This window comes from Paraburkholderia sp. GW821-FHT02A12 (genome assembly GCF_059422005.1).
The window spans coordinates 2,474,450-2,495,909 of the sequence record NZ_JBWKWA010000002.1 but is presented as its reverse complement, the minus strand read 5'-3'; the positions used below and the strand labels follow the sequence as shown (position 1 = coordinate 2,495,909).

Genomic DNA, 21,460 nt, shown 5'->3' with positions numbered 1-21,460 from the left:
CGGAACGAACTGCCGTTACGAAATACCAAGTTGTTGTGCAGTCGCGTCGATGGCCTTTTTGGCCTTCGACACGATTTCGTCGATTTCCAGCTTCGTGATCACGAGCGGCGGCGACAGCAGCATCCGGTCGCCGGTGGCGCGCATGATCAGGTTGCCGTTGAAGCAGAAGTCGCGGCAGATCGTGCCGACGTCGCCGCCGTTGGCGAAACGCTTGCGCGTTTTCGGGTCTTCCGCGAGTTGCAGGCCGGCTACCAGCCCCGCGCCGGAGATCTCGCCGACGATCGGATGGTTCGCGAAGGTGTCGCGCAGCTTCTTCTGGAAGTACGGACCCGTATCGGTCTTGACGCGCTCGACGATTTTCTCGTCGCGCAGTAGCTTGAGGTTGGCGACCGCGACAGCGGCGGCCACCGGATGCCCGGAGTAGGTGAGGCCGTGATTGAAGTCGCCGTTCTCGATGATCGCTTTGGCAACGCGGTCATGCAGGCCGACCGCGCCCATCGGGATATAGCCGCTCGTCAGGCCTTTCGCCAGCGTGATCAAGTCCGGTTCGAAACCGAAGTGCTGATGCGCGAACCACTCGCCGGTCCGCCCGAAGCCGCCGATCACTTCGTCGGCGACCAGCAGAATGTCGTACTTGCGGCAAATGCGCTGGATTTCCGGCCAATACGTGGAGGCCGGGAAAATCACGCCGCCCGCTCCCTGGAAAGGCTCACCGATAAACGCGGCCACGTTGTCCGCGCCGATTTCGAGAATCTTCGCTTCGAGTTGTTGCGCACGGGCCAGCGCGAATTCTTCCGGCGTCAGATTGCCTTGCGCTTCACCGAAGAAATACGGCTGGTCGATGTGCACGATATTTTCGACCTTCGACGGCATCTGGTCGTGCATGTAGCCCATGCCGCCCAGCGTGCCGCCCGCGATCGTCGAGCCGTGATAGCCGTTCTTGCGCGAGATCACGAACTTCTTCGAATGCTTGCCTTGCGTCGCCCAGTAATGATGGACGATGCGCAGCACGGTGTCGTTGCCTTCCGAGCCGCTGTTGCAATAGAAAAAGTGATTGAACGGTTCCGGCGCGAGCTCCGCGAGCAATGCCGACAGTTCGATCACCGGCGGATGCGTCGTCTTGAAGAAGGTGTTGTAGTAGGACAGTTCCTGCATCTGCCGGTACGCCGCATCGGCCAGTTCCTTGCGGCCGTAACCCACGTTCACGCACCACAGGCCGGCCATGCCGTCGATCACCTTGTTGCCTTCAGAGTCCCACAGGTACACGCCCTGAGCCTTGACGATCACGCGGCTGCCGGCGCGATTGAGCGAGCCCATATCCGAAAACGGATGAATGTGGTGCGCGGCGTCGAGCGCGCGGTATTCGGCGGTGCTGCGTTGCTGCTGTGCGGCCTGAGCCGACTGTGCGCCGGCAGCGGGTTGCGCCGGTTGCACGTAAGCGACTTCTTCTGTTCTATAGCTCATACTGCCTCCAATAGTTCTGCATTTGCTTTTTCGTCGACGTCCATGACGGCCTTAAACCCGGCTTAGACGTGCAACAGCAAATGCCGGCGTTCCCACGAACTGATCACGCGGAAGAACGCTTCGTATTCGGTTTCTTTCAGTGCGAGATAGGCTTTGACGAATTTCTCGCCGAGCACTTCGGCGATCGGCTCGCATGCGCCCATCAGCGTCAAACCCTCTTCGAGATTACGCGGCAACTGGTACGGCAATTCATAACCGTCGCTGAGCAGCGGCTCGGTGGCTTCGAGGTTCTGCGTCATGCCCAGGTAACCCGCGGCCAGTGTCGCGGCGATCGCCAGATACGGATTGCAGTCCACACCCGGAATGCGGTTCTCGATGCGGCGTGCAGCCGGGCCCGAATGCGGAATCCGGAAGCCCACCGTGCGGTTGTCGTAGCCCCATGCCACGTTGATCGGCGCGGCCATGAAGCGCGACAGGCGGCGATACGAGTTGATGTACGGCGCGAAGATCGGCATCAGCGCGGGCGTGTATTTCTGCAAGCCGGCGATGTAGCTGGTGAAGAGCGAGGTCGGCTTGCCGTCCGCGCCGGTGAACAGGTTGCGGCCGGTTTCTTCGTCCACGAGGCTCTGGTGCATGTGCATCGCCGAGCCCGGTTCGTCTTCCATCGGCTTGGCCATGAAGGTCGCGTACATCTTGTGACGCAGCGCGGCTTCGCGCACCGTGCGCTTGAACAGGAACACGCTGTCGGCGAGCTTGAGCGGGTCGCCGTGCATGAAGTTGATTTCCATCTGCGCCGCGCCGACTTCGTGAATCAGCGTGTCGACTTCCAGTTCCTGCACCTCGCAGTATTCATAGATGTCTTCGAACAGCGGATCGAATTCGTTGACCGCTTCGATCGAGTACGCCTGGCGCCCGGTTTCCGGACGGCCGGTCCGGCCGATCGGCGGTTGCAGCGGCAGATCCGGGTCCTTGTTCATGTCGACCAGATAGAACTCGAGTTCCGGCGCGATCACCGGCTTCCAGCCTTTGGCCTTGTAGAGTTCTAGCACGCGCCGCAGCACGCGGCGCGGCGAGATCGCGACCGGCGTGCCGTCGAAGTGAACGCAATCGTGGATCACCTGAGCGGTCGGGTCGACGGCCCACGGAATGATGCGGATGGTGCTCGGATCGGGGACGCAAACCATGTCCGGATCGGTGACGCCGGTGAGCGTGCCGTCTTCCGGATAATCGCCCGTGACGGTCTGGATCATCACCGCCTGCGGCAAGCGCATGGACTCGCCGGATTCGAATTTGCTGCGCGGGATGATCTTGCCGCGCGCGATCCCGGCCATATCCGGAATGATCGCTTCGATTTCGGTGATGCGGTTCTTCTTCAGAAATTCGTCAATGTCATGCATGATTGTTCTCTCAGTTTTGGTGCGCGACCGGCTCAGGCATGCGTGGCGGCGGCGGATGCCGCGCCATAGCCGGCCTTGGTGCGCATTCGATCGCGGCAGGCGTCGCCGAAAGCGCGGAAGATCGCGGTGGACAGCGCGTCGTTCGCGTGCTTCCACTCCGGGTGCCACTGCACACCCAGGGCGAAGGCGCGCGCGTCTTTCACGCTGACTGCTTCGATCAATCCGTCCGGGGCTGTGGCTTCAGCCACGAGCCCGGCGCCCAACCGCTCGACGCCCTGACCGTGCAGTGAATTCACACGCGCTTCATCCGTGCCGCCGGCAAGACGCTGCAACAAGCCGCCCTGCGTCAGCGTGATCGGATGCGACGGTGCGTATTGCACGTCGAGGTCGTCTTCCTTGTTCTCGCGGTGGTCATTGAAGCCGGCCACCGCGTGAACGCATTGATGCAGCGTCCCGCCGAATACCACGTTCATTTCCTGGAAGCCGCGGCACACCGCCAGCACCGGCACGCCGGCGTCGATGGCGGCACGCAGCAGCGGCAGCGTCGTCGCATCGCGTGCGGCGTCGTGCAGCGTGCCCGGCGCGCTGGGATGGCCGCCGTAGCGATGCGGCTCGACATTCGAATAGCTGCCGGTAAACAGCAGGCCATCGACGGTGGCCAGCACGTCGGCCGTGGACTGACGCTCGCCGAGCGCCGGCAACAGCATCGCCAGCGCCTGTGAGCCGTCCACGATCGCGGCAATGTACTTTTCGCCGACCACGTGCGACGGGTGGACTCCCATCATCGTTCTGTCGGCGCTGATGCCGACTAGAGGTTTGGTTTGCATAACGAATAGACGTGTGTGTTCCCGCGGGACGCCGCATGAACAACGTTAAACCCGGCGCGGCACGATTCCGCAGCCGGGCGCAAGGCGCCAGACCGCCGGGGTAGTGCAGGCGGTCGCTGGCAACGGAGCGCACCGCGCGTGGTAATCAGGCAGGCTGTTCGATTTGATCCGCTGCGGTGCGCAACCAGTCTGAATCGCGTGAAGCGTGCAGGCGGCAGACGGCACCGCACATGCACGAACGTATGGCTCGATAGAGCGCGTTCACGCAAACGGACGAATCGAACAGCGAAAAGGAGGGAGGCGCTACGGCAGCAGCGATGCGACTTCGTCCGTGCGCACAGCAATGAAGGCGCGCGCGGAGATAGAGTTGTGACGTCGAACTGAACGGCGGGACAGGATCGTGAAGACGGACAGAAAGCGGCGGAACGCAAGGCTGCCGTTGCTGCCGTCGGCGATGGCGCTGTCAGCGCGAAGACATCTCGCCTGACTACGATTCCATCTCACCAAAGGGCCTCGGACTCTCACGATTACACTCGACTAGCGACGTTGAAAGTATTGAACGGCCTGCTCGAAAAACATACCGGGCGTTTAAAGAAACAGGACGCTGGGATGATCGCCTTAAGCTGGAGCGAAGCTGATTCGCTGCATCGCAAAACACCTTTTCGTGCTTCGTGACGCCGGCATGACGATCGCCTGAGAACCATCGTATACGAGCCAATAAAGCCGTCAAATCATTTTTGTAAAAGATTTATAAGGGCTTTCCCCAAGGCATGGCTAAAATTCCGCCCAGTGGGAACGGTCGTTGCGTAATGCATATTTCGAAATGCTTTCAGGGTTTTCCCCAAAGGCGCGATGATTAAAGTGATTAGAATATTCAACACTCGCGCACAGCGTATTGCCTCGATCCAGGCGTTCCCGATCGTCTTCCTATGTCAGAGAATTTAGCGATGTCCATCGAAGTAGCGACCCGCCTGCAGTACATCCGTAAGAAGAATGGTCTGTCGCAGCGAGAACTGGCCAAGCGGGCGGGCGTGACCAACGGCACGATCTCGCTGATCGAGCAGAACCGCGTGAGCCCGTCGGTCGGCTCGCTGAAGAAACTGCTCGAATGCATACCTATGAGTCTTGCCGAGTTCTTTACCTTCGAAGTCGAAGTGGCGCGCTCGGTGGTGTCGCGCCGCGCGGACATGCCGAACCTCGGCAATGAGTCGATCGAGTTCTATCTGGCGGGCGCGAGTGTGAAGGACCGCAACATGGGCATTCTGCGCGAGGTCTACCAGCCTCTGTCGGACACCGGGCCGGAAATGCTGGAACACGCGGGGCACGAGGGCGGCGTGGTGGTCAGCGGTCAGATCGAATTGACCGTCGACGGCACCACGTGGCTGCTCGATCCCGGCGACAGCTACTACTTCGAAAGCCGTTTACCGCATCGTTTTCGCAATCCCAGCGCGGAGCATCTCTGCGAGATCGTGTCGGCCAATTCGCCGCCAACTTTCTAAAGACTCCGCGCCAACGCGCCGCGACGCTGTTCAATGCAGCATGAAGTCGATGCCGATAGGCGTCGTGCGCACAACATTGAGGCATCCTGATGGACAAGAAGACTCTCGCCTTCTGGCAAGACAAGGCCGCTGCGCTTTCAATCGAAAGCCGTGCGTTTATCGACGGCGAATACCGCAACGCCGCCAGCGGCCGCACGTTCGACTGCCTGAGCCCGATCGACGGCAAGCTGCTCGCCAAGGTCGCCGATAGCGGCGCGGCGGACGTCGACGCCGCGGTGGCGGCCGCCCGCCGCGCATTCGATGCAGGCGTGTGGGCCGGCCTGAATCCGCGCAAGCGCAAGGCGATTCTGTTGCGCTGGGCGGCGTCGATCCGTGAGCATCTCGACGAACTGTCGCTGCTTGAAACGCTGGACGCCGGCAAGCCGATCGCCGACACGACCACTGTGGACGTGCCGGGCGCGGCCTATTGCGTCGAGTGGTTCGCCGAGGCGATCGACAAGGTCGGCGGCGAAGTGGCGCCGGCCGATCATCATCTGGTGGGGCTCGTCACGCGCGAGCCGATCGGCGTGGTCGCCGCGGTGGTACCGTGGAATTTCCCGATCCTGATGGCGTCGTGGAAATTCGGGCCGGCGCTGGCCGCGGGCAACAGCGTGGTGCTCAAGCCTTCGGAGAAATCGCCGCTTACCGCGATCCGCCTCGCGCAACTCGCTTTCGAGGCCGGCATTCCCGCCGGCGTGTTCAACGTCGTGCCGGGTGCGGGCGAGCCGGGCAAGCTGCTGGCGCTGCATCAGGACGTGGACTGTCTCGCCTTCACCGGCTCGACCAACGTCGGCAAGCTGATCATGCAGTACGCCGGGCAATCGAATCTGAAGCGCGTGTGGCTCGAACTCGGCGGCAAGTCGCCGAACATCGTGATGCCGGATTGCCCCGACCTCGACCGCGCCGCGAATGCCGCTGCCGGCGCGATCTTCTACAACATGGGCGAAATGTGCACGGCGGGTTCGCGCCTGCTCGTGCATCGCGACATCAAGGACGTGTTCCTCGACAAGCTGATCGCGGCGGCCCGCAGCTACACGCCGGGCAATCCGCTGGATCCGCAAACCTCGATGGGCGCGATTGTCGATAACGTGCAGCTCGAACGCGTGCTCGGCTATATCGAAGCGGGCCGCGCCGAAGCAAAGTTGCTGCTCGGCGGCTCGCGCGTGAAAGAAGAGACGGGCGGCTTCTATATCGAACCGACCATCTTCGAGATTCCGGCGGCCGGCGCGAAGGTCGCGCGCGAGGAAATCTTCGGGCCGGTGTTGTCGGTGATTACGTTCGACACCGTTGAGGAAGCGATCAGGATTGCCAATGACAGCGAGTACGGTCTCGCCGCCGCGCTCTGGACCGCGAACCTGACCACCGCGCACGAGGTGTCGCGCAAGCTGCGCGCGGGCACGGTATGGGTCAATTGTTACGACGAAGGCGGGGACATGAACTTCCCGTTCGGCGGCTACAAGCAATCGGGCAACGGCCGCGACAAGTCGTTGCACGCGCTGGAGAAGTACACCGAGCTGAAGTCCACGCTGGTGCGGCTGCGCTAAAGTTCGCCAAGCCAGCGCGGCAGCGTGCGGATAAGGCGCTGCCGCGTTCCCAATGAATCCGGGGCCGGACGCTGCACGCATCACCAGGAAGCTTCGCGTGCGGCGCCGGCATGTCTATCAGGTATCAGGTATCAGGTATCAGGTCATCTATGACTGAACTCGTCTACGGCGACGGCGCGATCCGCCGTTCGTCGCTCTATGGCTCCTCGATCGAAAACACCTATGCGGGTGTGTTGTCGTTCATGCGCCGCAAGTACACCCGTGAACTCGACGATGTCGATGTCGTGGTCTCCGGCGTGCCGCTCGATCTGGCCACCACGTTCCGCTCGGGCGCACGTCTCGGCCCCGCAGCGGTGCGCGCGGCCAGTGTGCAGCTGTCGGAGCTGCATCCCTATCCTTGGGGCTTCAATCCGTTCGACGATCTCGCTGTGACCGACTACGGCGACTGCTGGTTCGACGCGCACAATCCGCTGACGATCAAGGAATCGATTGTCGAGCACGCGCGCACGATCCTGCGCTCGGACGCGAAGATGCTGACCCTCGGCGGCGATCATCACATTACCTATCCGCTGCTGATCGCGCATGCGGAGAAGTACGGCAAGCCGCTCTCGCTGATCCATTTCGACGCGCACTGCGATACGTGGGCGGATGACAGTCCGGACAGCCTGAATCACGGTTCGATGTTCTACAAGGCGGTGAAGGACGGATTGATCGATCCGAAGACCTCGGTGCAGATCGGCATCCGCACGTGGAACGACGACTTCATGGGCATCAATATTCTCGATGCCGCGTGGGTCCACGAGCACGGTGCGCGTGCCGCGGTGGAGCGGGTCACGTCGATTGTCGGCGAGCGGCCCGCGTATCTGACTTTCGATATCGATTGTCTCGATCCGGCGTTCGCACCGGGCACGGGCACGCCGGTGGCGGGCGGTTTGTCGTCGGCGCAGGGGCTCGCCATCGTGCGCGGGCTCGGGGCGTTGAATCTGGTGGGCGCGGATGTCGTGGAGGTGGCGCCCGCATATGACCAGAGCGAGATCACCGCGATAGCCGCCGCGCATATCGCATGCGATCTGCTGTGTCTGTGGCGGCAACGCAAGGTTGCCGAGCGCTAGGCACCGCCTACCGGTTTTACGCAGAACCGGCTCAGCCCATCGACGACGATCGATCGGGCTGACGCCGGCCTTCGCGCAAGCCGAGTGTGTAGGCGGCGAGTGCGCCGCTCATGATTGAAAATCAGCGTCGCGCAGTATTCCCCCCGCGCAAGCGCTCATTATCCCCAAGCAGAGCAGCACGCAACCTCGGCACGGCGAAGTCGATGAAACCGCGCGTTTTCAGCGGCAATGGCCCTTGCCCCGCATGCATCAGGCTGACCGGAATCGGTTCGGGCTCGAATTCCCGCAGCACCAGTTGCAGCTTGCCTTCCTCTACAGCACGCGCAGCCTGATACGACAGCACGCGCGTGAGCCCCACGCCGGCGATGGCCGCGTCGATGGCGGCTTCCGCGGTATTGACGGACAGGCGCGGCTGGATCGGCACCGCCTGCTGCTGCCGCGCGCCGCGCGCCGCGAAGGTCCAGATCGGCCCGGATGGCAGCGCGTCGAAATTCACGCAGGCGAAGCCGGCAAGATCCTCAGGGGTCTTCGGCGTGCCGCGCTCTGCGAGGAAATGCGGACTGGCGCAGACCACCCGGGACAGGGTGCCGACCTGGCTGGCGACCATACTGCTGTCGGGCAGTTTGCCAATCCGCAAGGCCACGTCGATGTGCTCGTCGAGCAGATGCAGCGTGCGGTCCGCCAGCATCAGCCGCACCGCGATTTCCGGAAATGTCGCGAGGAAATCGTTGACGATGGGCAGCACATGCAGGCGCCCGAACACCATTGGCGCGGTGACGACCAGATCGCCGCGCGGCGTGCTGTATTCGCCCGAGGCCGCGCTTTCCGCATCGGTCGCCTGCTCGAGAATCTGCTTGCAGGCGGCGAGGTAGGCGGTGCCTGCGTCGGTCAATGTCAGCTGGCGCGTGGAGCGGACCAGCAGCCGTGCGTTCAGATGGGCTTCGAGTTCTGCCACCTTGCGGCTGACGGTAGGCAGCGGCATGCCGAGCTTGCGGCTGGCGGCGGAAAAACTGCCGGTTTCCGCCGCTGCCACGAAGATTGACATTGCCTCCAGACGATCCATAGAGCCTCTCGATTTTCGAGATTTAATCAGTCGAAAATACAGGATTGTCAGTGCTTCTGGAAGCGCTAGCCAGATACCGGCATGGACGAGGCGACGCGTGCATCGATCGGGCGCGAGCATCGCGGCGGCGCAGGCCGGCGAGGCAGCGGCCCGGTTGCTACAATCGTCGTGCGCCTACACACCTACATAGACAACGGAGACACGCCATGGCAAACCTTCAGCCAATCAGCCGCTACCCCGTGCCGGAGCCAGGTGAATGGCCCGACGACATCCGGGCCCGCATCCTCGAAGTGCAGGATAAAGCCGGCTTTGTCCCGAACGTGTTCTTGACGCTGGCGCATCGCCCGGATGAATTCCGCGCGTTTTTTGCGTATCACGATGCGCTGATGCTCAAGGAAGGAGGTCTCACCAAAGGCGAGCGCGAAATGATCGTCGTCGCAACCAGCGCGGTGAATGATTGCCTGTACTGCGTGGTCGCGCACGGCGCGATTCTGCGCATTTACGAAAAGGCGCCGCTGCTCGCGGATCAGGTCGCCGTCAATCATCGCAAGGCGGACATCACCGCGCGTCAGAAGGCGATGCTCGACTTCGCGCTGAAGGTCTGCCGCGAGTCCGGTGCGGTCGACGACACCGATTTCCAGACCCTGCGCGAGCACGGTTTTTCCGACGAAGACGTCTGGGATATTGCGGCAATTACCGCGTTTTTCAGCCTGTCGAACCGGATGGCGAACGTCATTTCCATGCGCCCGAACGACGAGTTCTATCTGATGGGGCGCGTGCCGAAAACCACCGCCGACGCGTCGCAAAAGTAGCTTCGTCGCTTGCTTCGTCGCTTGCTTCGGACTTCCGATCGGTCTCGCGCAACACCTGGATTGCTAGCGGGTTCAGCAAGAATTATTGCGTCAGAGCGCCGGACAAGACAGCACGCGCTGGGGTGCGAGCGTCGTTCCAGGTTCGCCATTTTTTGCCGGCGTACCCTGAGTGGGTGCGGAAATCAAACGGACGCTGTTCAGGCCGGCATTCGCCAGCACATATTTTTCAGCGCTATTTTCGGGCTGCCAGTACGCGCGATACGTGCCGCCGTCGTCGAAGACCAGCAGCTTGCCATGCACGGTTTTTGTGCCGCTGACGAGGTCGACCGGCTCGCCGTCACGCAGCTGGAAGCTCTGCGGCATGGCTGAATTTGCCGTGCCGACCAGTGTGGCGCACGCGCCGTCGTCGGTCGCCGCGAGCGCGCAAGACGACGCGGCGAGCAGAGCCCATGTTGCAATCTGGCGAAATTTCATCGTTTTTAACTCACAAATCGTTAATTGCAGCGCGCGCTGTCGATGGCGAAAACCGGCTGTTTACGATCCGCCATAACATAGCGGGAAAAGCCCGCCAGCCGTGGCCGGCCCACGCTAAAGCACTGAAATTGCAACGGATTGTGATGCGCGGCGGCGTCTTGTAAGGCGAGACGAAACCGTAAGCTCGCGATTCTTATGGCACTTTGCGGCAAAAAAACGTCAAATTGCCGCTGGGCGGGTGATACAAGGCTTACACCCAAGGTTTGCGTGAACCCGCGCCTATGCGTTAGTGTGTCGGTCCCGGCGCGACAGATGTGGCGCCGGTTCCATGATTACCATACGGGAAGTGCTATGAACAAACAGGAACTGATTGATGCAGTCGCCGCAGCGACGGGCGAAAGCAAAGCGGCCACGGGCCAAACCATCGACGCAATCGTCGACGCGGTAACCGCAGCAGTGGTGGGCGGCGATACGGTGCAACTGGTCGGTTTCGGTTCTTTCTCGACCGGCGCGCGTGCTGCACGCGTGGGCCGCAATCCGTCGACGGGTGCCGAGATCCAGATCGCGGCAGCCAAGACGGTGAAGTTCACCGCCGGCAAGGCGTTCAAGGAAGCCGTCAACGCGTCGTAATGCAACGCGCCTCGCGCCGGCGCACCGACGCCCGCCGCCGGAACGTGCGGCGAGCGATGCATCGGGCGTGAGGAACAACGCTCAGCCCAACCCCGGTGACGTAAACAATCGGCGGTTGGTGCGGCGCGTGCTGTGCTTCTAGTGCGCCTTGCGGTGCGCTATTGCGCTTATTGCGCTTATTGCGCGTGGTGCGCTCGGTGCGCGTAGTGCGCTTGCGATGCGCGCCTTGCTGTGATTAGCCCGCGCGCCGTTGCCGGGTAGCTTCGGCGAGCGCTTCGAGCACCGGTTCGGTCTGCGCCCAGCTCACGCACGCATCGGTAATCGACACGCCATAGCGCAGCGGCACGCCAGGCTTCAGATCCTGCCGGCCTTCTTCCAGATGACTTTCCAGCATGACGCCAATGATGCGGCGCTCGCGCTGCGACAGTTGCCTCGCGATATCCTGCACCACCTCCAGTTGACGCAAGTGAGACTTGCCCGAATTCGCGTGCGAACAGTCGATCATGACCTGCTCGCGCAGTCCGGCTGATTTGAGCGCCGCGCAGGTTGCCTCGACTGACGCGCTGTCGTAATTCGGCCCTTGCTTGCCGCCGCGCAGAATCACATGCGCGTCGTCGTTGCCGCGCGTTTCGAAGATCGCGGCCATGCCCATCTTGGTCATGCCCATGAACGCGTGACTTGCGCGCGCCGCGACGATGGCATCCGCGGCGATTTGCACGCCGCCGTCGGTGCCGTTCTTGAAGCCGATCGGGCAGCTCAGTCCCGATGCGAGCTGCCGGTGACTCTGGCTCTCGGTCGTGCGCGCGCCGATCGCGCCCCACGCGACCAGATCCGCGATGTATTGCGGGCTCAGCAAGTCGAGAAATTCGGTGGCCGTCGGCAGGCCGAGACCGTTGATGTCCAGCAGCAGTTGCCGTGCGAGGCGCAGACCCTCGTTGATATGGAAGCTGCCGTCGAGACGCGGATCGTTGATATAGCCTTTCCAGCCCACTGTCGTGCGCGGTTTTTCGAAGTAGACCCGCATCACGATCAGCAGATCGTCCTTGTAGGTGTCGGCGGCTTTCTTGAGCCGGTGTGCGTATTCGATTGCCTGATCGTGATCGTGGATCGAGCAGGGTCCGACGATCATCACGAGGCGATCGTCGCGGTCGTGCAGGATGTCGGCGATCGCCACGCGGCTTTCTTCGACGAGTGTCTGTACTGCGGGCGGTACCGGCAGTTCATCCTGCAACAGGGCAGGGGAAATGAGCGGACGTACCGCGCCGATACGAACGTCGTCGATGCGCGTGGTGTCCTGGGTGGCGTCGGCAGAGCCGACTTCCTGATCGTGCAGAGGATTGTCGATGACGCTCAAAATGTTCTCCCGGGCCGTGATGATGAAATGGCCTCGATGGCTGAAGGCCTGCTTGCTGGTTTGCCTGCTTGCTTGTTCGCTGCCGGGATTATGACACTCGCGTGGTGTTGCCGAGATGATGATGGTTCTCAGAGGCGTTTGATCAGCGCCATGGCGGCGGCCGGATTGCGTTCCTTGAAGCCGCTGATGACATACAGATAGACGTCGCATGCGGATGTTTTAGCCGGCGCGGCGGCGGCTGTTTCCAGGTCTTCGGGTGTTTTGCCGGCGGCAAGCTGGCGGGCGCGTTCGGCCCACGCGTCGAGGGCTTGGGTCGAATAGCCTTTGGCCTGTTGGTCTGTTGTGCCCATGATGCGGACGTAGACGAATGGCGCGGTGATGTCGGCGATTTGCGGGTAGTCGCTGTCGCCCGACAGCACGATTGCCACCTGGTATTTTCTGGCTAGCGCGATGAATTCCGGGGTTTTGAAGCTTTCGTGGCGGACTTCGATTGCGTGCCGCAGTTTTTGACCTTCGATGCTTTGCGGCAGCAGTTTCAGGAAAGCTTCGAAGTCTTCTGTGTCGAATTTTTTGGTTGGTGCGAATTGCCAGTTGATGGGCCCGAGTTTTTGCTTGAGCAGCAATACGCCGCTGGCGAAAAATCGTTCTATGGTTTCATTGGCTTGCGCCAGGACTTTTCTGTTTGTCGCATAGCGAGGGGCTTTCAGGGAGAAGACGAAGTTTTCCGGCGTTTCCTGGTACCACTTCTCGTAGCTGGACGGCTTTTGCAGGCCGTAGAAGGTGCCGTTGATTTCTATCGACGTCAGGTTTTGGCTCGCGTATTGCAGTTCGCGGGTTTGGGCCAGGTCTGACGGGTAGAAGGTGCCTCGCCAGGGTGCGTAGGTCCAGCCGCCTATGCCGATTTTGATGGTTGAATTTTTGGCCGTTGGCATTGGGGCGCTCCTCGCGTTCTGGCTCCGCTGGGGAGGGATAGATTAGCGGATTTTTTGCCTTTGCGGCGCTGGTTTGCCAGTTTGCCAACGCCCCGGGCACAACCCTAATCCTCAGGCTTCCGCTCACCGCGCGCGCCACCCGGTGCCTTCTTCGAAAACTCTTCGAACCGCCGGGCAGCTTCATCCACCTCAGCCTTGAATCGCTGCAAAGCATTAACCGCCACATCCGGCGGCATCAGCGCGCTCCACAAAACATCGATCAACTGATCCGCGGTCGCGTCGATATCGATATGCCGATTCGCCAACGTAGCGTCCCAAAGCACGTGTTCCATCGGCCCAAACACTATTGAACGCAATAACCGCAATGGCATGTCGGAGCGAATCTGCCCAGTCTCCTGTCCCTGCGCCAACACACGCATCAACGGCGCGGTATACCGGCGCTGCAACTCGGTCAGCGCTTCGCCAAGCTCATGATGCCGCGCCCGCCCCTCCGACAACACCAAAGCGCACAGGTCAGTGCCATTGACCAGCATCAACCGTAAATGCGTTCGCACAATGAAAGCAAACTGTTGACGCACACTGCCGTCACGCGGCAACCCGGATTCGATCGCCTCGATGATCTCGTCATACCAGTCGCCGATCACTCGCGCGCACAACTCCCGCTTGCCGCGGAAATAACTGAATACAGTTGCCTCGGATATGCCCAGGCGCTGGGCAATCTCCGCGGTCGTCGCGCGCTCGTAGCCGCGCTCGGAGAACACGTCGCGCCCCGCCTGAAGAATCTCTTTCACGCGCTGCTGCGACTTGCGCCCGGCCGGCTGGCGGCGTGAGGCGGGTAACTCGGCCTTCAAGGCAACCGTCATATGAGTAAAGTTCAAATTGGTGAGGCGGATAACCCCGGTGACGTCGATCCTATCACGCCTGAGCGCCGGAAAGATCGCAAGTTCGAGTTTATGAGTAACACTCAAAAACACCTATTGACGCTTACGTAAATCTAGCGTGAAATGCGCCTTGAACGTTTCGCGCCTCGTGCGGGATGATGGGTGCGGCCCACAAGGCTACGCCGTCCGCTGAGCCGCACTCAGACAAGCCGGCGCCCACCATGGCTGACCGGCCGCCAACGAACTCTGGAGACACAGCAATGAGCAACCTGCCCGGTTTGCAATTCCCGCTCGGTGAAGAAATCGAAATGCTGCGTGACAGCATCGCAGGTTTCGCGGCCAAGGAAATCGCCCCGCGTGCCGCGGAAATCGATCGCACGGATCAATTCCCGATGGACCTGTGGCGCAAATTCGGCGATCTGGGCGTGCTCGGCATGACGGTCGCGGAAGAATACGGCGGCGCGAACATGGGCTACACCGCGCACATGATCGCGATGGAAGAAATCTCGCGCGCCTCGGCATCGGTCGGTCTCTCCTACGGCGCGCACTCGAATCTGTGCGTCAACCAGATTCATCGCAACGGCACCGAAGCGCAAAAGCAGAAGTACTTGCCCAAACTCGTGTCGGGCGAACACATCGGCGCGCTCGCCATGAGCGAGCCGAACGCGGGCTCGGACGTGATCAGCATGAAACTGCGCGCGGACAGGAAGGGCGACCACTACGTGCTCAACGGCACCAAGATGTGGATCACTAACGGCCCGGATTGCGACACGCTGGTGGTGTATGCCAAGACCGATCTCGAAGCGAATTCGCGCGGCATCAGCGCGTTTATCGTCGAGAAGGGCATGAAGGGTTTTTCGGTCGCGCAAAAGCTCGACAAGCTCGGCATGCGCGGCTCGCATACCGGTGAACTGGTGTTCGAGAACGTCGAAGTGCCGGAAGAAAATATCCTCGGTCAGCTGAACGGCGGCGCGAAGGTGCTGATGAGCGGCCTCGACTACGAGCGCGCGGTGCTCGCGGGCGGCCCGACCGGCATCATGGTCGCGGTGATGGACGCGGTCGTGCCGTATATCCACGACCGCAAACAGTTCGGTCAGCCGATCGGCGAATTCCAGCTGATTCAAGGCAAAGTCGCCGATATGTACACCACGCTGCAAGCGTGCCGCGCGTATCTGTACGCGGTCGGCCGGCAGCTCGATACGCTCGGCAAGGAACACGTGCGCCAGGTGCGAAAAGACTGCGCTGGCGTGATTCTCTACACCGCCGAAAAAGCCACGTGGATGGCCGGAGAAGCGATCCAGATTCTCGGCGGCAACGGCTACATCAACGAGTACCCGGTCGGCCGTCTGTGGCGCGATGCGAAACTCTATGAAATCGGCGCGGGCACCAGCGAAATCCGTCGGATGCTGATTGGCCGCGAACTGTTCGCCGAAACGGCTTGAGCGGCAGCACAGCGCGACAGCACAGCGCGGCAACGCCGCGTAACAGCGCTGTCTCAGTGCAGGCACATAAAAAAAAGCGGCGATAGCAACCACCTTGCATGGGATCGGAGCGCGCTGCATGGGACCGGAGTAAGTGCTGAAGCACTAACTCCGGCCGACAGCTAAAGCGCTAACTCTGGTCGACAGCAATCAAATTGCATGGGATCGGAGTAAGCACTAAAGCGCTAACTCCGATCGACACAGGAGAAGCTACGCAATGCCGATCATCGAATCAAAGCTGAATCCGCGTTCGGACGATTTCCGCGCCAACGCGGCGGCGCTCGAAGCGCTGGTCGCCGATCTTCGCGCGAAGATCGACAAGCTCGCGCTGGGCGGCGGCCAGGCGGCGCGCGACAAGCACACGGGCCGCGGCAAACTGCTGCCGCGCGATCGCATCGAGAAACTGCTCGATCCGGGCACGCCGTTTCTCGAGTTCTCGCAACTCGCAGCCTATGGCATGTACCACAACGACGCGCCGGGCGCGGGCGTGATCACCGGCATCGGCCGCATTGCGGGGCAGGAATGCGTGATCGTCTGCAATGACGCGACGGTTAAGGGCGGCACGTACTATCCGGTCACCGTCAAAAAGCACGTGCGCGCGCAGGAAATCGCCGCGGAAAATCATTTGCCGTGCGTGTATCTGGTCGACTCGGGCGGCGCCAATCTGCCGAATCAGGACGAGGTGTTCCCCGATCGCGATCACTTCGGCCGCATCTTCTATAACCAGGCGAATCTGTCGGCGGCGGGTATTCCGCAGATCGCCGTCGTGATGGGTTCGTGCACCGCGGGCGGCGCCTATGTGCCGGCCATGAGCGACGAATCGATCATCGTCAGGAATCAAGGGACGATTTTTCTCGGCGGGCCGCCGCTCGTCAAAGCCGCAACCGGCGAAGTGGTGAGCGCGGAAGACCTCGGCGGCGGCGACGTGCATACGCGTCTGTCGGGCGTGGTCGATCATCTCGCGCAGAACGACGCACATGCGTTGGGCATTGCGCGCAGCATCGTCGGCAATCTGAATCGCACGAAGCAGGTGCCGGTGGCGTTGCAGGAACCGAAGCCGCCGCGCTACGACGTGAAGAGCATGTACGGCGTGATTCCGGTGGATACGCGCAAGCCGTTCGATATCCGTGAAGTGATCGCGCGCATCGTCGACGATTCCGCGTTCGACGAATTCAAGGCCCGTTACGGCACCACGCTCGTAACCGGCTTCGCGCATATCTGGGGGCATCCGGTCGGCATCATTGCGAACAACGGCATTCTGTTTTCGGAATCGGCGCTCAAGGGCGCGCACTTCATCGAACTGTGCTGCCAGCGCAAGATTCCGCTGGTGTTTTTGCAGAACATCACCGGCTTCATGGTGGGCCGCAAATACGAAAACGAAGGCATCGCGCGTCACGGCGCGAAGATGGTGACGGCCGTGGCGACGGCGAAGGTGCCGAAGTTCACGGTGATCATCGGCGGCTCGTTCGGTGCGGGCAACTACGGCATGTGTGGCCGCGCGTATTCGCCGCGCTTCCTGTGGATGTGGCCGAACGCGCGCATCTCGGTGATGGGCGGCGAGCAGGCTGCATCGGTGCTGGCCACCGTCAAGCGCGACGGTATCGAAGGCAAGGGCGGTTCGTGGAGCGCCGAAGAGGAAGAGGCGTTCAAGCAGCCGATCCGCGATCAATACGAGCATCAAGGCCACCCGTACTACGCGAGCGCGCGCCTGTGGGACGACGGCGTGATCGATCCGGCGCAAACGCGCGACGTGCTCGGTCTCGGCCTCTCGGCCACCATGAATGCGCCAATCGAAGACACGCGTTTCGGCGTGTTCAGAATGTGAAGCTGTGCTCAGCGCAGGAGCTCATAGCATGCAACACGAAACGCTGAATGTCGCGATCGACGGACAGATCGCCGCGGTCACGCTGAATCGCCCGGACGTGCGCAACGCGTTCAACGAAACGATGATTGCCGAAGTGACCTCGGCCTTCACCGCCTTGAACGAACGCGACGACGTGCGCGCGGTCGTGCTGGCTGCGAATGGCAAGGCGTTCTGCGCGGGCGCCGATCTGAACTGGATGAAGAAAATGGCCGGCTACTCGGACGACGAGAACCGCGCCGATGCCATGTTGCTGGCGACCATGCTGTCGTCGATCTATCGCTGCAACAAGCCGGTGATCGCGCGCGTGAACGGCGACGCCTACGCGGGCGGCATGGGCTTGATCTCGGCGTGCGATATCGTCGTGGCGGTGGATAGCGCGCGCTTTTGCCTGTCGGAAGCGCGTCTGGGTTTGATCCCGGCCACCATCGCGCCCTACGTGATTCGCGCGCTGGGCGAGCAGGCTTCGCGCCGCTACTTCACGACCGCCGAGCAGTTCGATTGTGCAACGGCATTGCGGCTCGGTCTGGTGAGCGAAGCGGTCGCGGCGGAGCAACTCGATGCAACGGTCCAGCAAATCGCGGAAACGCTCTGCGCGAACGGCCCGCAAGCGGTGCGTGCGTGCAAGCAGCTCGTGCAGGACATCGCGGGCCATGAACTGAACGACGCGATGATCGAAGACACGGCGGCGCGCATCGCGCGCACGCGAGCCGGCGCGGAAGGCCGCGAAGGCGTCGCGTCGTTCCTCGAAAAACGTCCGCCGTCCTGGCGAAGCTAACTTGCCTCACAATCACCTCACAATCGCCATACGATCGCCTCACGAGAAAACCTGGGCGCTTGCTGGCCTTCACCAGAACAACAGCCCCGGAACGGGACTCCTCATCGAGACATCTCATGTTCAACAAGATTCTGATTGCGAACCGGGGCGAGATTGCATGCCGCGTCGCGGCAACCTGCAAGCGGCTCGGCATCGCGAGCGTGGCCGTGTATTCCGATGCGGACGCCAACGCGAAGCACGTCGCCGCCTGCGACGAGGCCGTGCATATCGGCGGCTCGACGGCGACGGAAAGCTATCTGCGCATCGAGCGCATCATCGAAGCCGCGCGCGCCACCGGCGCACAAGCGGTGCATCCGGGCTACGGCTTCCTGTCGGAAAACGAAGACTTCGCGTATGCGTGCGAAACCGCGGGTATCGTCTTTATCGGACCGCCGGTCGAAGCGATCGCCGCGATGGGCTCGAAGGCCGCCGCGAAAGCGCTGATGCATGCTGCGGCCGTGCCGCTCGTGCCGGGCTATCACGGCGACGATCAGGATGCGCAACTGCTGCATCGCGAGGCCGATGCGATCGGTTACCCGGTGCTGCTGAAGGCAAGCGCGGGGGGCGGCGGTAAAGGCATGCGTGTAGTCGAGCGCAGCGAAGACTTCGCGGCGGCGCTGGCGTCGTGCAAGCGCGAAGCGGCGAGCAGCTTCGGCAATGACCGCGTGCTGATCGAAAAGTATCTGGCGCGGCCCCGTCACGTGGAAGTGCAGGTGTTCGCGGACCGTCACGGCGGCGCGGTCTATCTGTTCGATCGCGACTGCTCGGTGCAGCGCCGTCACCAGAAGGTGCTGGAAGAAGCGCCGGCGCCGGGGCTTTCCGCCGAAATCAAACGCGAGATGGGCGAAGCGGCCGTAGCCGCAGCGCGTGCGGTGAATTACGTCGGTGCGGGCACGGTCGAATTCATCATGACCGGCACGGGCGATTTCTACTTCATGGAAATGAACACGCGCTTGCAGGTCGAGCATCCGGTCACGGAAATGGTGACGGGGCAGGACCTGGTCGAATGGCAGTTGCGCGTCGCCTCGAACGAACCGCTGCCGCTTACCCAACAGCAAATCAGGATCGACGGTCATGCAATCGAAGCGCGTATCTACGCCGAGCATCCGGCGCGCGGCTTCTTGCCGTCGACGGGTACGCTCAAGCATCTGCGCATGCCGGAAGGCGTCGAGTTCAGCATCGACGCGGCCGGCTCAGGCGCGGCCGGCTCAGGCGAGTCGGGACGCAAAGCGCCGGTACGCATCGACAGCGGCGTGCGCGAGGGCGACACGATCACGCCGTTCTACGATCCGATGATCGCGAAGCTGATCGTCCACGGCGCGACACGCGAGGAAGCGCTGGCGCGCATGAATCGCGCGCTGCATGCGTGCGAAGTGGTCGGCCCGCATACCAACGTCGAGTTCCTGCAACGCATCGTCACGAGCGAGCCGTTTGTGACGGGCGACCTTGATACGGGTTTGATCGAGCGTCATCATGACGCGCTGTTCGCGCCCGTGAAAAAGCCGTTCAAGGAAGCGCTGGCGCTCGCCTGCGCTGCATTGCTGACGCGCGAAGGCGGCACCGCGCACGGCGCTTCGCCGTGGGATGCGCTGTCGCACTGGCGCCTGAACAGCGGCTACACGCAAACACTTGGCTGGCGCGATGTCGAGAACGACGCCGCCTTCACGGTGACCTTCGCGCGCGACGGCAGCACGCAAACGCTTGAACACGACGGCGTGCGCGAGGACTTCAGGTGGTCGGGCGGCACGGGCCGGCACGAATTCCGCGCGACGATCGGCGACGCGCGAGCAACAGGCCGCGTATTCGTCGACGTCGATACGTTCCACGTCTTCTGCCTGGGTGAAGCGCTCGCGTTCGAATGGCAGAACCTGCTCGCGCACGCGGCGGATGCCGAAGGCGGCGAAGGCCGCCTGACCGCGCCGATGCCGGGCAAAGTCATCGCGGTGCTGGTCGAACCGGGCGCGGTGGTGGAGAAGGGCGAACCGCTGATCGTGATGGAAGCGATGAAGATGGAACACACGATCGGCGCACCGGCGGCCGGTACGGTGTCGGAAGTCCTGTATGCAGTCGGCGATCAGGTTACCGATGGCGCGCAGCTTCTGGTGCTGGACGTGGAATAAGGGACTTTAGGCGAGGCGCGGATAACCAGGAGCCCGCGCTTCGTTTTCCAGTTGCGTGATGCGCTCGTAGTCGGAAAGCGAGAGCGTGGAAAAACCCTTCAAACGCAGGCGTTTTGCGCGATCGGGTCGTGCCGCGAGCGCCTCGGTCAGCGCCGCGCGCAGTGCTTCGATAGTCGCTGAAGGCATCGTGCTGGAAGCAATCAAGGGCAAACCCGGCGACGCGGCCGTCACGCCGATCTGTCGAACTTTCTCCGCCAGTTCCGGCAATTCATCGCAGACAAAGGCGAACGTCACGCAATCGATCGCGGCGACGTCAGCCTGATTGTCGGCTACCGCTCGCAGCGAGCCGAGATGCGAACCGGTGCGCACCGTAGCGCTAAAAAACGCACCACCGCGCGCAAGCGGCGCCACCGCATGGCGAAACACATTCATGCCGCTATTCGAGTCGTCCTGATTGCAGGCGGCGCGTGCGCCACGGCAGGCTGCCAGCGAATCGAACGGCGCGTCCGCGCGTGTCACGAGCACGCTCGAATAATCGGCGCCGTCGCAGCCCGGCGCGTCGAATTGCGGCGTCGCGATCAATTGCACTTGCTCGCGCAAGCCGTGCATCAGCGGATAACCACACGTCTGCGAGATTAGTAAATCGGGACGCCGCCACAACGCGTGCAGGTCGTCATCCGCGTCCAGGACGATGCGGCAAGCCGGCTCGACCGCCCGCAACACATCACCCAGCCACTCGCGCCAAACGGCGGCGAGGGCGGGCGTCACGTTGTACATCGGCAGGGCGGCGATCCAGGTCATGCCCGCGATTCTGACATATCGGCCGCGCGCGCCCTGTCCACTGGTGCGGACAGGGCGGGTACGGGAGGCAAATCGCGTAAATGACAATTATTCGTATTTATGACGGTGCGCTGGGCAAACACAGGCGACATAAAACGTTCATGCCGCCCCTGATTTGCTGGGATCGCGCCCGCCCGGGCAGTGTCGGACTGCAGCGCATCCGGCTGCAAGTGCTCGAGCCGCGCGGGCGGGCACGAGCCACCATCATTGCACTTCAATATTGCCGGTGGGTGACGGACAAATTACCTGCCGGCATCGCCCGCTCGCCCTGATTGCTGCTTCGCCGCTTCGGGTTGTCAGTACAATTCGCCCT

21 protein-coding genes are annotated in these 21,460 nt (G+C 62.2%); 11 read left to right on the top strand and 10 right to left on the bottom strand.

Going from position 1 to position 21,460, the window contains the following annotated elements:
- Positions 1–15: 15 nt before the first annotated feature.
- The 4 genes from AC07WT_RS32630 to AC07WT_RS32615 form a co-directional block, all read right to left on the bottom strand.
- Complete coding sequence (locus tag AC07WT_RS32630; RefSeq protein ID WP_492589878.1) at positions 16–1,464, bottom strand: aspartate aminotransferase family protein; 1,449 nt, start codon at positions 1,462–1,464, stop codon at positions 16–18.
- A gap of 62 nt (positions 1,465–1,526) precedes the next feature.
- Entirely contained in the window at positions 1,527–2,861 is a 1,335-nt protein-coding gene (locus tag AC07WT_RS32625) for a glutamine synthetase family protein (protein WP_492589880.1), read from the bottom strand.
- Between the two features lie 32 nt (positions 2,862–2,893).
- On the bottom strand, positions 2,894–3,688 hold the full coding sequence (locus tag AC07WT_RS32620; protein ID WP_494950150.1) for a gamma-glutamyl-gamma-aminobutyrate hydrolase family protein: 795 nt from the start codon (positions 3,686–3,688) through the stop codon (positions 2,894–2,896).
- A 303-nt stretch (positions 3,689–3,991) separates the two neighbouring features.
- On the bottom strand, positions 3,992–4,213 hold the full coding sequence (locus AC07WT_RS32615) for a hypothetical protein (protein WP_492589884.1): 222 nt from the start codon (positions 4,211–4,213) through the stop codon (positions 3,992–3,994).
- A gap of 21 nt (positions 4,214–4,234) precedes the next feature.
- Here AC07WT_RS32615 and AC07WT_RS32610 point away from each other — a divergent pair, with 21 nt between their 5' ends.
- The 4 genes from AC07WT_RS32610 to speB all read left to right on the top strand — a co-directional run bounded on the left by AC07WT_RS32610 (position 4,235) and on the right by speB (position 7,882).
- Complete coding sequence (locus AC07WT_RS32610; protein WP_494950149.1) at positions 4,235–4,363, top strand: hypothetical protein; 129 nt, start codon at positions 4,235–4,237, stop codon at positions 4,361–4,363.
- A 272-nt stretch (positions 4,364–4,635) separates the two neighbouring features.
- Positions 4,636–5,187, top strand: coding sequence for a cupin domain-containing protein (locus AC07WT_RS32605; RefSeq protein WP_492589886.1), 552 nt, complete (start codon positions 4,636–4,638; stop codon positions 5,185–5,187).
- An 89-nt stretch (positions 5,188–5,276) separates the two neighbouring features.
- Complete coding sequence (locus tag AC07WT_RS32600) at positions 5,277–6,770, top strand: aldehyde dehydrogenase (RefSeq protein ID WP_494950148.1); 1,494 nt, start codon at positions 5,277–5,279, stop codon at positions 6,768–6,770.
- A gap of 149 nt (positions 6,771–6,919) precedes the next feature.
- Positions 6,920–7,882: an agmatinase gene (gene speB, locus AC07WT_RS32595; protein WP_494950147.1), complete on the top strand. Its 963-nt coding sequence runs from the start codon at positions 6,920–6,922 to the stop codon at positions 7,880–7,882.
- Between the two features lie 121 nt (positions 7,883–8,003).
- Here the strand turns inward: speB and AC07WT_RS32590 are convergent, their stop codons facing one another.
- Positions 8,004–8,945 carry a LysR family transcriptional regulator gene (locus AC07WT_RS32590; RefSeq protein WP_494950146.1) on the bottom strand — a complete coding sequence of 314 codons (942 nt, stop codon included), beginning with the start codon at positions 8,943–8,945 and terminating at the stop codon, positions 8,004–8,006.
- Positions 8,946–9,151: 206 nt separating this feature from the next.
- Here AC07WT_RS32590 and AC07WT_RS32585 point away from each other — a divergent pair, with 206 nt between their 5' ends.
- Positions 9,152–9,757, top strand: coding sequence for a peroxidase-related enzyme (locus tag AC07WT_RS32585; RefSeq protein WP_494950145.1), 606 nt, complete (start codon positions 9,152–9,154; stop codon positions 9,755–9,757).
- A 90-nt stretch (positions 9,758–9,847) separates the two neighbouring features.
- On the opposite strand, the gene AC07WT_RS32580 is transcribed toward AC07WT_RS32585, so the two are convergent.
- Positions 9,848–10,231, bottom strand: coding sequence for a hypothetical protein (locus AC07WT_RS32580; protein ID WP_494950144.1), 384 nt, complete (start codon positions 10,229–10,231; stop codon positions 9,848–9,850).
- Positions 10,232–10,582: 351 nt separating this feature from the next.
- Here AC07WT_RS32580 and AC07WT_RS32575 point away from each other — a divergent pair, with 351 nt between their 5' ends.
- Positions 10,583–10,861: an HU family DNA-binding protein gene (locus tag AC07WT_RS32575; protein ID WP_115104412.1), complete on the top strand. Its 279-nt coding sequence runs from the start codon at positions 10,583–10,585 to the stop codon at positions 10,859–10,861.
- A gap of 235 nt (positions 10,862–11,096) precedes the next feature.
- On the opposite strand, the gene AC07WT_RS32570 is transcribed toward AC07WT_RS32575, so the two are convergent.
- The 3 genes from AC07WT_RS32570 to AC07WT_RS32560 all read right to left on the bottom strand — a co-directional run bounded on the left by AC07WT_RS32570 (position 11,097) and on the right by AC07WT_RS32560 (position 14,010).
- Positions 11,097–12,215 carry a 3-deoxy-7-phosphoheptulonate synthase gene (locus AC07WT_RS32570; protein ID WP_492589893.1) on the bottom strand — a complete coding sequence of 373 codons (1,119 nt, stop codon included), beginning with the start codon at positions 12,213–12,215 and terminating at the stop codon, positions 11,097–11,099.
- 128 nt (positions 12,216–12,343) lie between these two features.
- Positions 12,344–13,147, bottom strand: a complete 804-nt coding sequence (locus AC07WT_RS32565) for a DUF72 domain-containing protein (protein WP_494950143.1) — start codon at positions 13,145–13,147, stop codon at positions 12,344–12,346.
- A 104-nt stretch (positions 13,148–13,251) separates the two neighbouring features.
- Positions 13,252–14,010, bottom strand: coding sequence for a TetR/AcrR family transcriptional regulator (locus tag AC07WT_RS32560; protein WP_494951096.1), 759 nt, complete (start codon positions 14,008–14,010; stop codon positions 13,252–13,254).
- Positions 14,011–14,288: 278 nt separating this feature from the next.
- Here AC07WT_RS32560 and AC07WT_RS32555 point away from each other — a divergent pair, with 278 nt between their 5' ends.
- The 4 genes from AC07WT_RS32555 to AC07WT_RS32540 all read left to right on the top strand — a co-directional run bounded on the left by AC07WT_RS32555 (position 14,289) and on the right by AC07WT_RS32540 (position 20,307).
- Complete coding sequence (locus AC07WT_RS32555) at positions 14,289–15,470, top strand: isovaleryl-CoA dehydrogenase (protein WP_494950142.1); 1,182 nt, start codon at positions 14,289–14,291, stop codon at positions 15,468–15,470.
- A gap of 256 nt (positions 15,471–15,726) precedes the next feature.
- The gene (locus AC07WT_RS32550) at positions 15,727–17,334 is read left to right on the top strand and encodes a carboxyl transferase domain-containing protein (RefSeq protein WP_494950141.1); all 1,608 of its coding nucleotides are present in this window, start codon (positions 15,727–15,729) and stop codon (positions 17,332–17,334) included.
- A 28-nt stretch (positions 17,335–17,362) separates the two neighbouring features.
- Positions 17,363–18,148, top strand: a complete 786-nt coding sequence (locus AC07WT_RS32545; protein WP_494950140.1) for an enoyl-CoA hydratase/isomerase family protein — start codon at positions 17,363–17,365, stop codon at positions 18,146–18,148.
- Positions 18,149–18,264: 116 nt separating this feature from the next.
- Complete coding sequence (locus AC07WT_RS32540; protein WP_494950139.1) at positions 18,265–20,307, top strand: acetyl/propionyl/methylcrotonyl-CoA carboxylase subunit alpha; 2,043 nt, start codon at positions 18,265–18,267, stop codon at positions 20,305–20,307.
- 6 nt (positions 20,308–20,313) lie between these two features.
- Here the strand turns inward: AC07WT_RS32540 and AC07WT_RS32535 are convergent, their stop codons facing one another.
- Positions 20,314–21,108 (bottom strand): phosphate/phosphite/phosphonate ABC transporter substrate-binding protein, encoded by a 795-nt coding sequence (locus tag AC07WT_RS32535; protein ID WP_492589906.1) that lies wholly within the window; start codon positions 21,106–21,108, stop codon positions 20,314–20,316.
- A gap of 80 nt (positions 21,109–21,188) precedes the next feature.
- On the opposite strand from AC07WT_RS32535, the gene AC07WT_RS32530 reads away from it, so the two are divergent.
- A complete protein-coding gene (locus AC07WT_RS32530; protein ID WP_492589908.1) occupies positions 21,189–21,419 on the top strand; it encodes a hypothetical protein in 231 nt (76 codons plus the stop codon).
- Positions 21,420–21,460: the final 41 nt, after the last annotated feature.

Excerpts from the sequence above, each read along its gene's own strand:
- AC07WT_RS32590 (WP_494950146.1), bottom strand. The coding sequence starts at position 8,945 with ATGGATCGTCTGGAGGCAATGTCAATCTTCGTGGCAGCGGCGGAAACC.
- AC07WT_RS32550 (WP_494950141.1), top strand. The coding sequence starts at position 15,727 with ATGCCGATCATCGAATCAAAGCTGAATCCGCGTTCGGACGATTTCCGC.
- AC07WT_RS32625 (WP_492589880.1), bottom strand. The coding sequence starts at position 2,861 with ATGCATGACATTGACGAATTTCTGAAGAAGAACCGCATCACCGAAATC.
- AC07WT_RS32580 (WP_494950144.1), bottom strand. The coding sequence starts at position 10,231 with ATGAAATTTCGCCAGATTGCAACATGGGCTCTGCTCGCCGCGTCGTCT.
- AC07WT_RS32545 (WP_494950140.1), top strand. The coding sequence starts at position 17,363 with ATGCAACACGAAACGCTGAATGTCGCGATCGACGGACAGATCGCCGCG.
- AC07WT_RS32565 (WP_494950143.1), bottom strand. The coding sequence starts at position 13,147 with ATGCCAACGGCCAAAAATTCAACCATCAAAATCGGCATAGGCGGCTGG.
- AC07WT_RS32530 (WP_492589908.1), top strand. The coding sequence starts at position 21,189 with ATGACAATTATTCGTATTTATGACGGTGCGCTGGGCAAACACAGGCGA.
- AC07WT_RS32535 (WP_492589906.1), bottom strand. The coding sequence starts at position 21,108 with ATGACCTGGATCGCCGCCCTGCCGATGTACAACGTGACGCCCGCCCTC.
- speB (WP_494950147.1), top strand. The coding sequence starts at position 6,920 with ATGACTGAACTCGTCTACGGCGACGGCGCGATCCGCCGTTCGTCGCTC.
- AC07WT_RS32630 (WP_492589878.1), bottom strand. The coding sequence starts at position 1,464 with ATGAGCTATAGAACAGAAGAAGTCGCTTACGTGCAACCGGCGCAACCC.
- AC07WT_RS32620 (WP_494950150.1), bottom strand. The coding sequence starts at position 3,688 with ATGCAAACCAAACCTCTAGTCGGCATCAGCGCCGACAGAACGATGATG.
- AC07WT_RS32575 (WP_115104412.1), top strand. The coding sequence starts at position 10,583 with ATGAACAAACAGGAACTGATTGATGCAGTCGCCGCAGCGACGGGCGAA.
- AC07WT_RS32560 (WP_494951096.1), bottom strand. The coding sequence starts at position 14,010 with ATGACGGTTGCCTTGAAGGCCGAGTTACCCGCCTCACGCCGCCAGCCG.
- AC07WT_RS32605 (WP_492589886.1), top strand. The coding sequence starts at position 4,636 with ATGTCCATCGAAGTAGCGACCCGCCTGCAGTACATCCGTAAGAAGAAT.
- AC07WT_RS32600 (WP_494950148.1), top strand. The coding sequence starts at position 5,277 with ATGGACAAGAAGACTCTCGCCTTCTGGCAAGACAAGGCCGCTGCGCTT.
- AC07WT_RS32555 (WP_494950142.1), top strand. The coding sequence starts at position 14,289 with ATGAGCAACCTGCCCGGTTTGCAATTCCCGCTCGGTGAAGAAATCGAA.
- AC07WT_RS32540 (WP_494950139.1), top strand. The coding sequence starts at position 18,265 with ATGTTCAACAAGATTCTGATTGCGAACCGGGGCGAGATTGCATGCCGC.
- AC07WT_RS32585 (WP_494950145.1), top strand. The coding sequence starts at position 9,152 with ATGGCAAACCTTCAGCCAATCAGCCGCTACCCCGTGCCGGAGCCAGGT.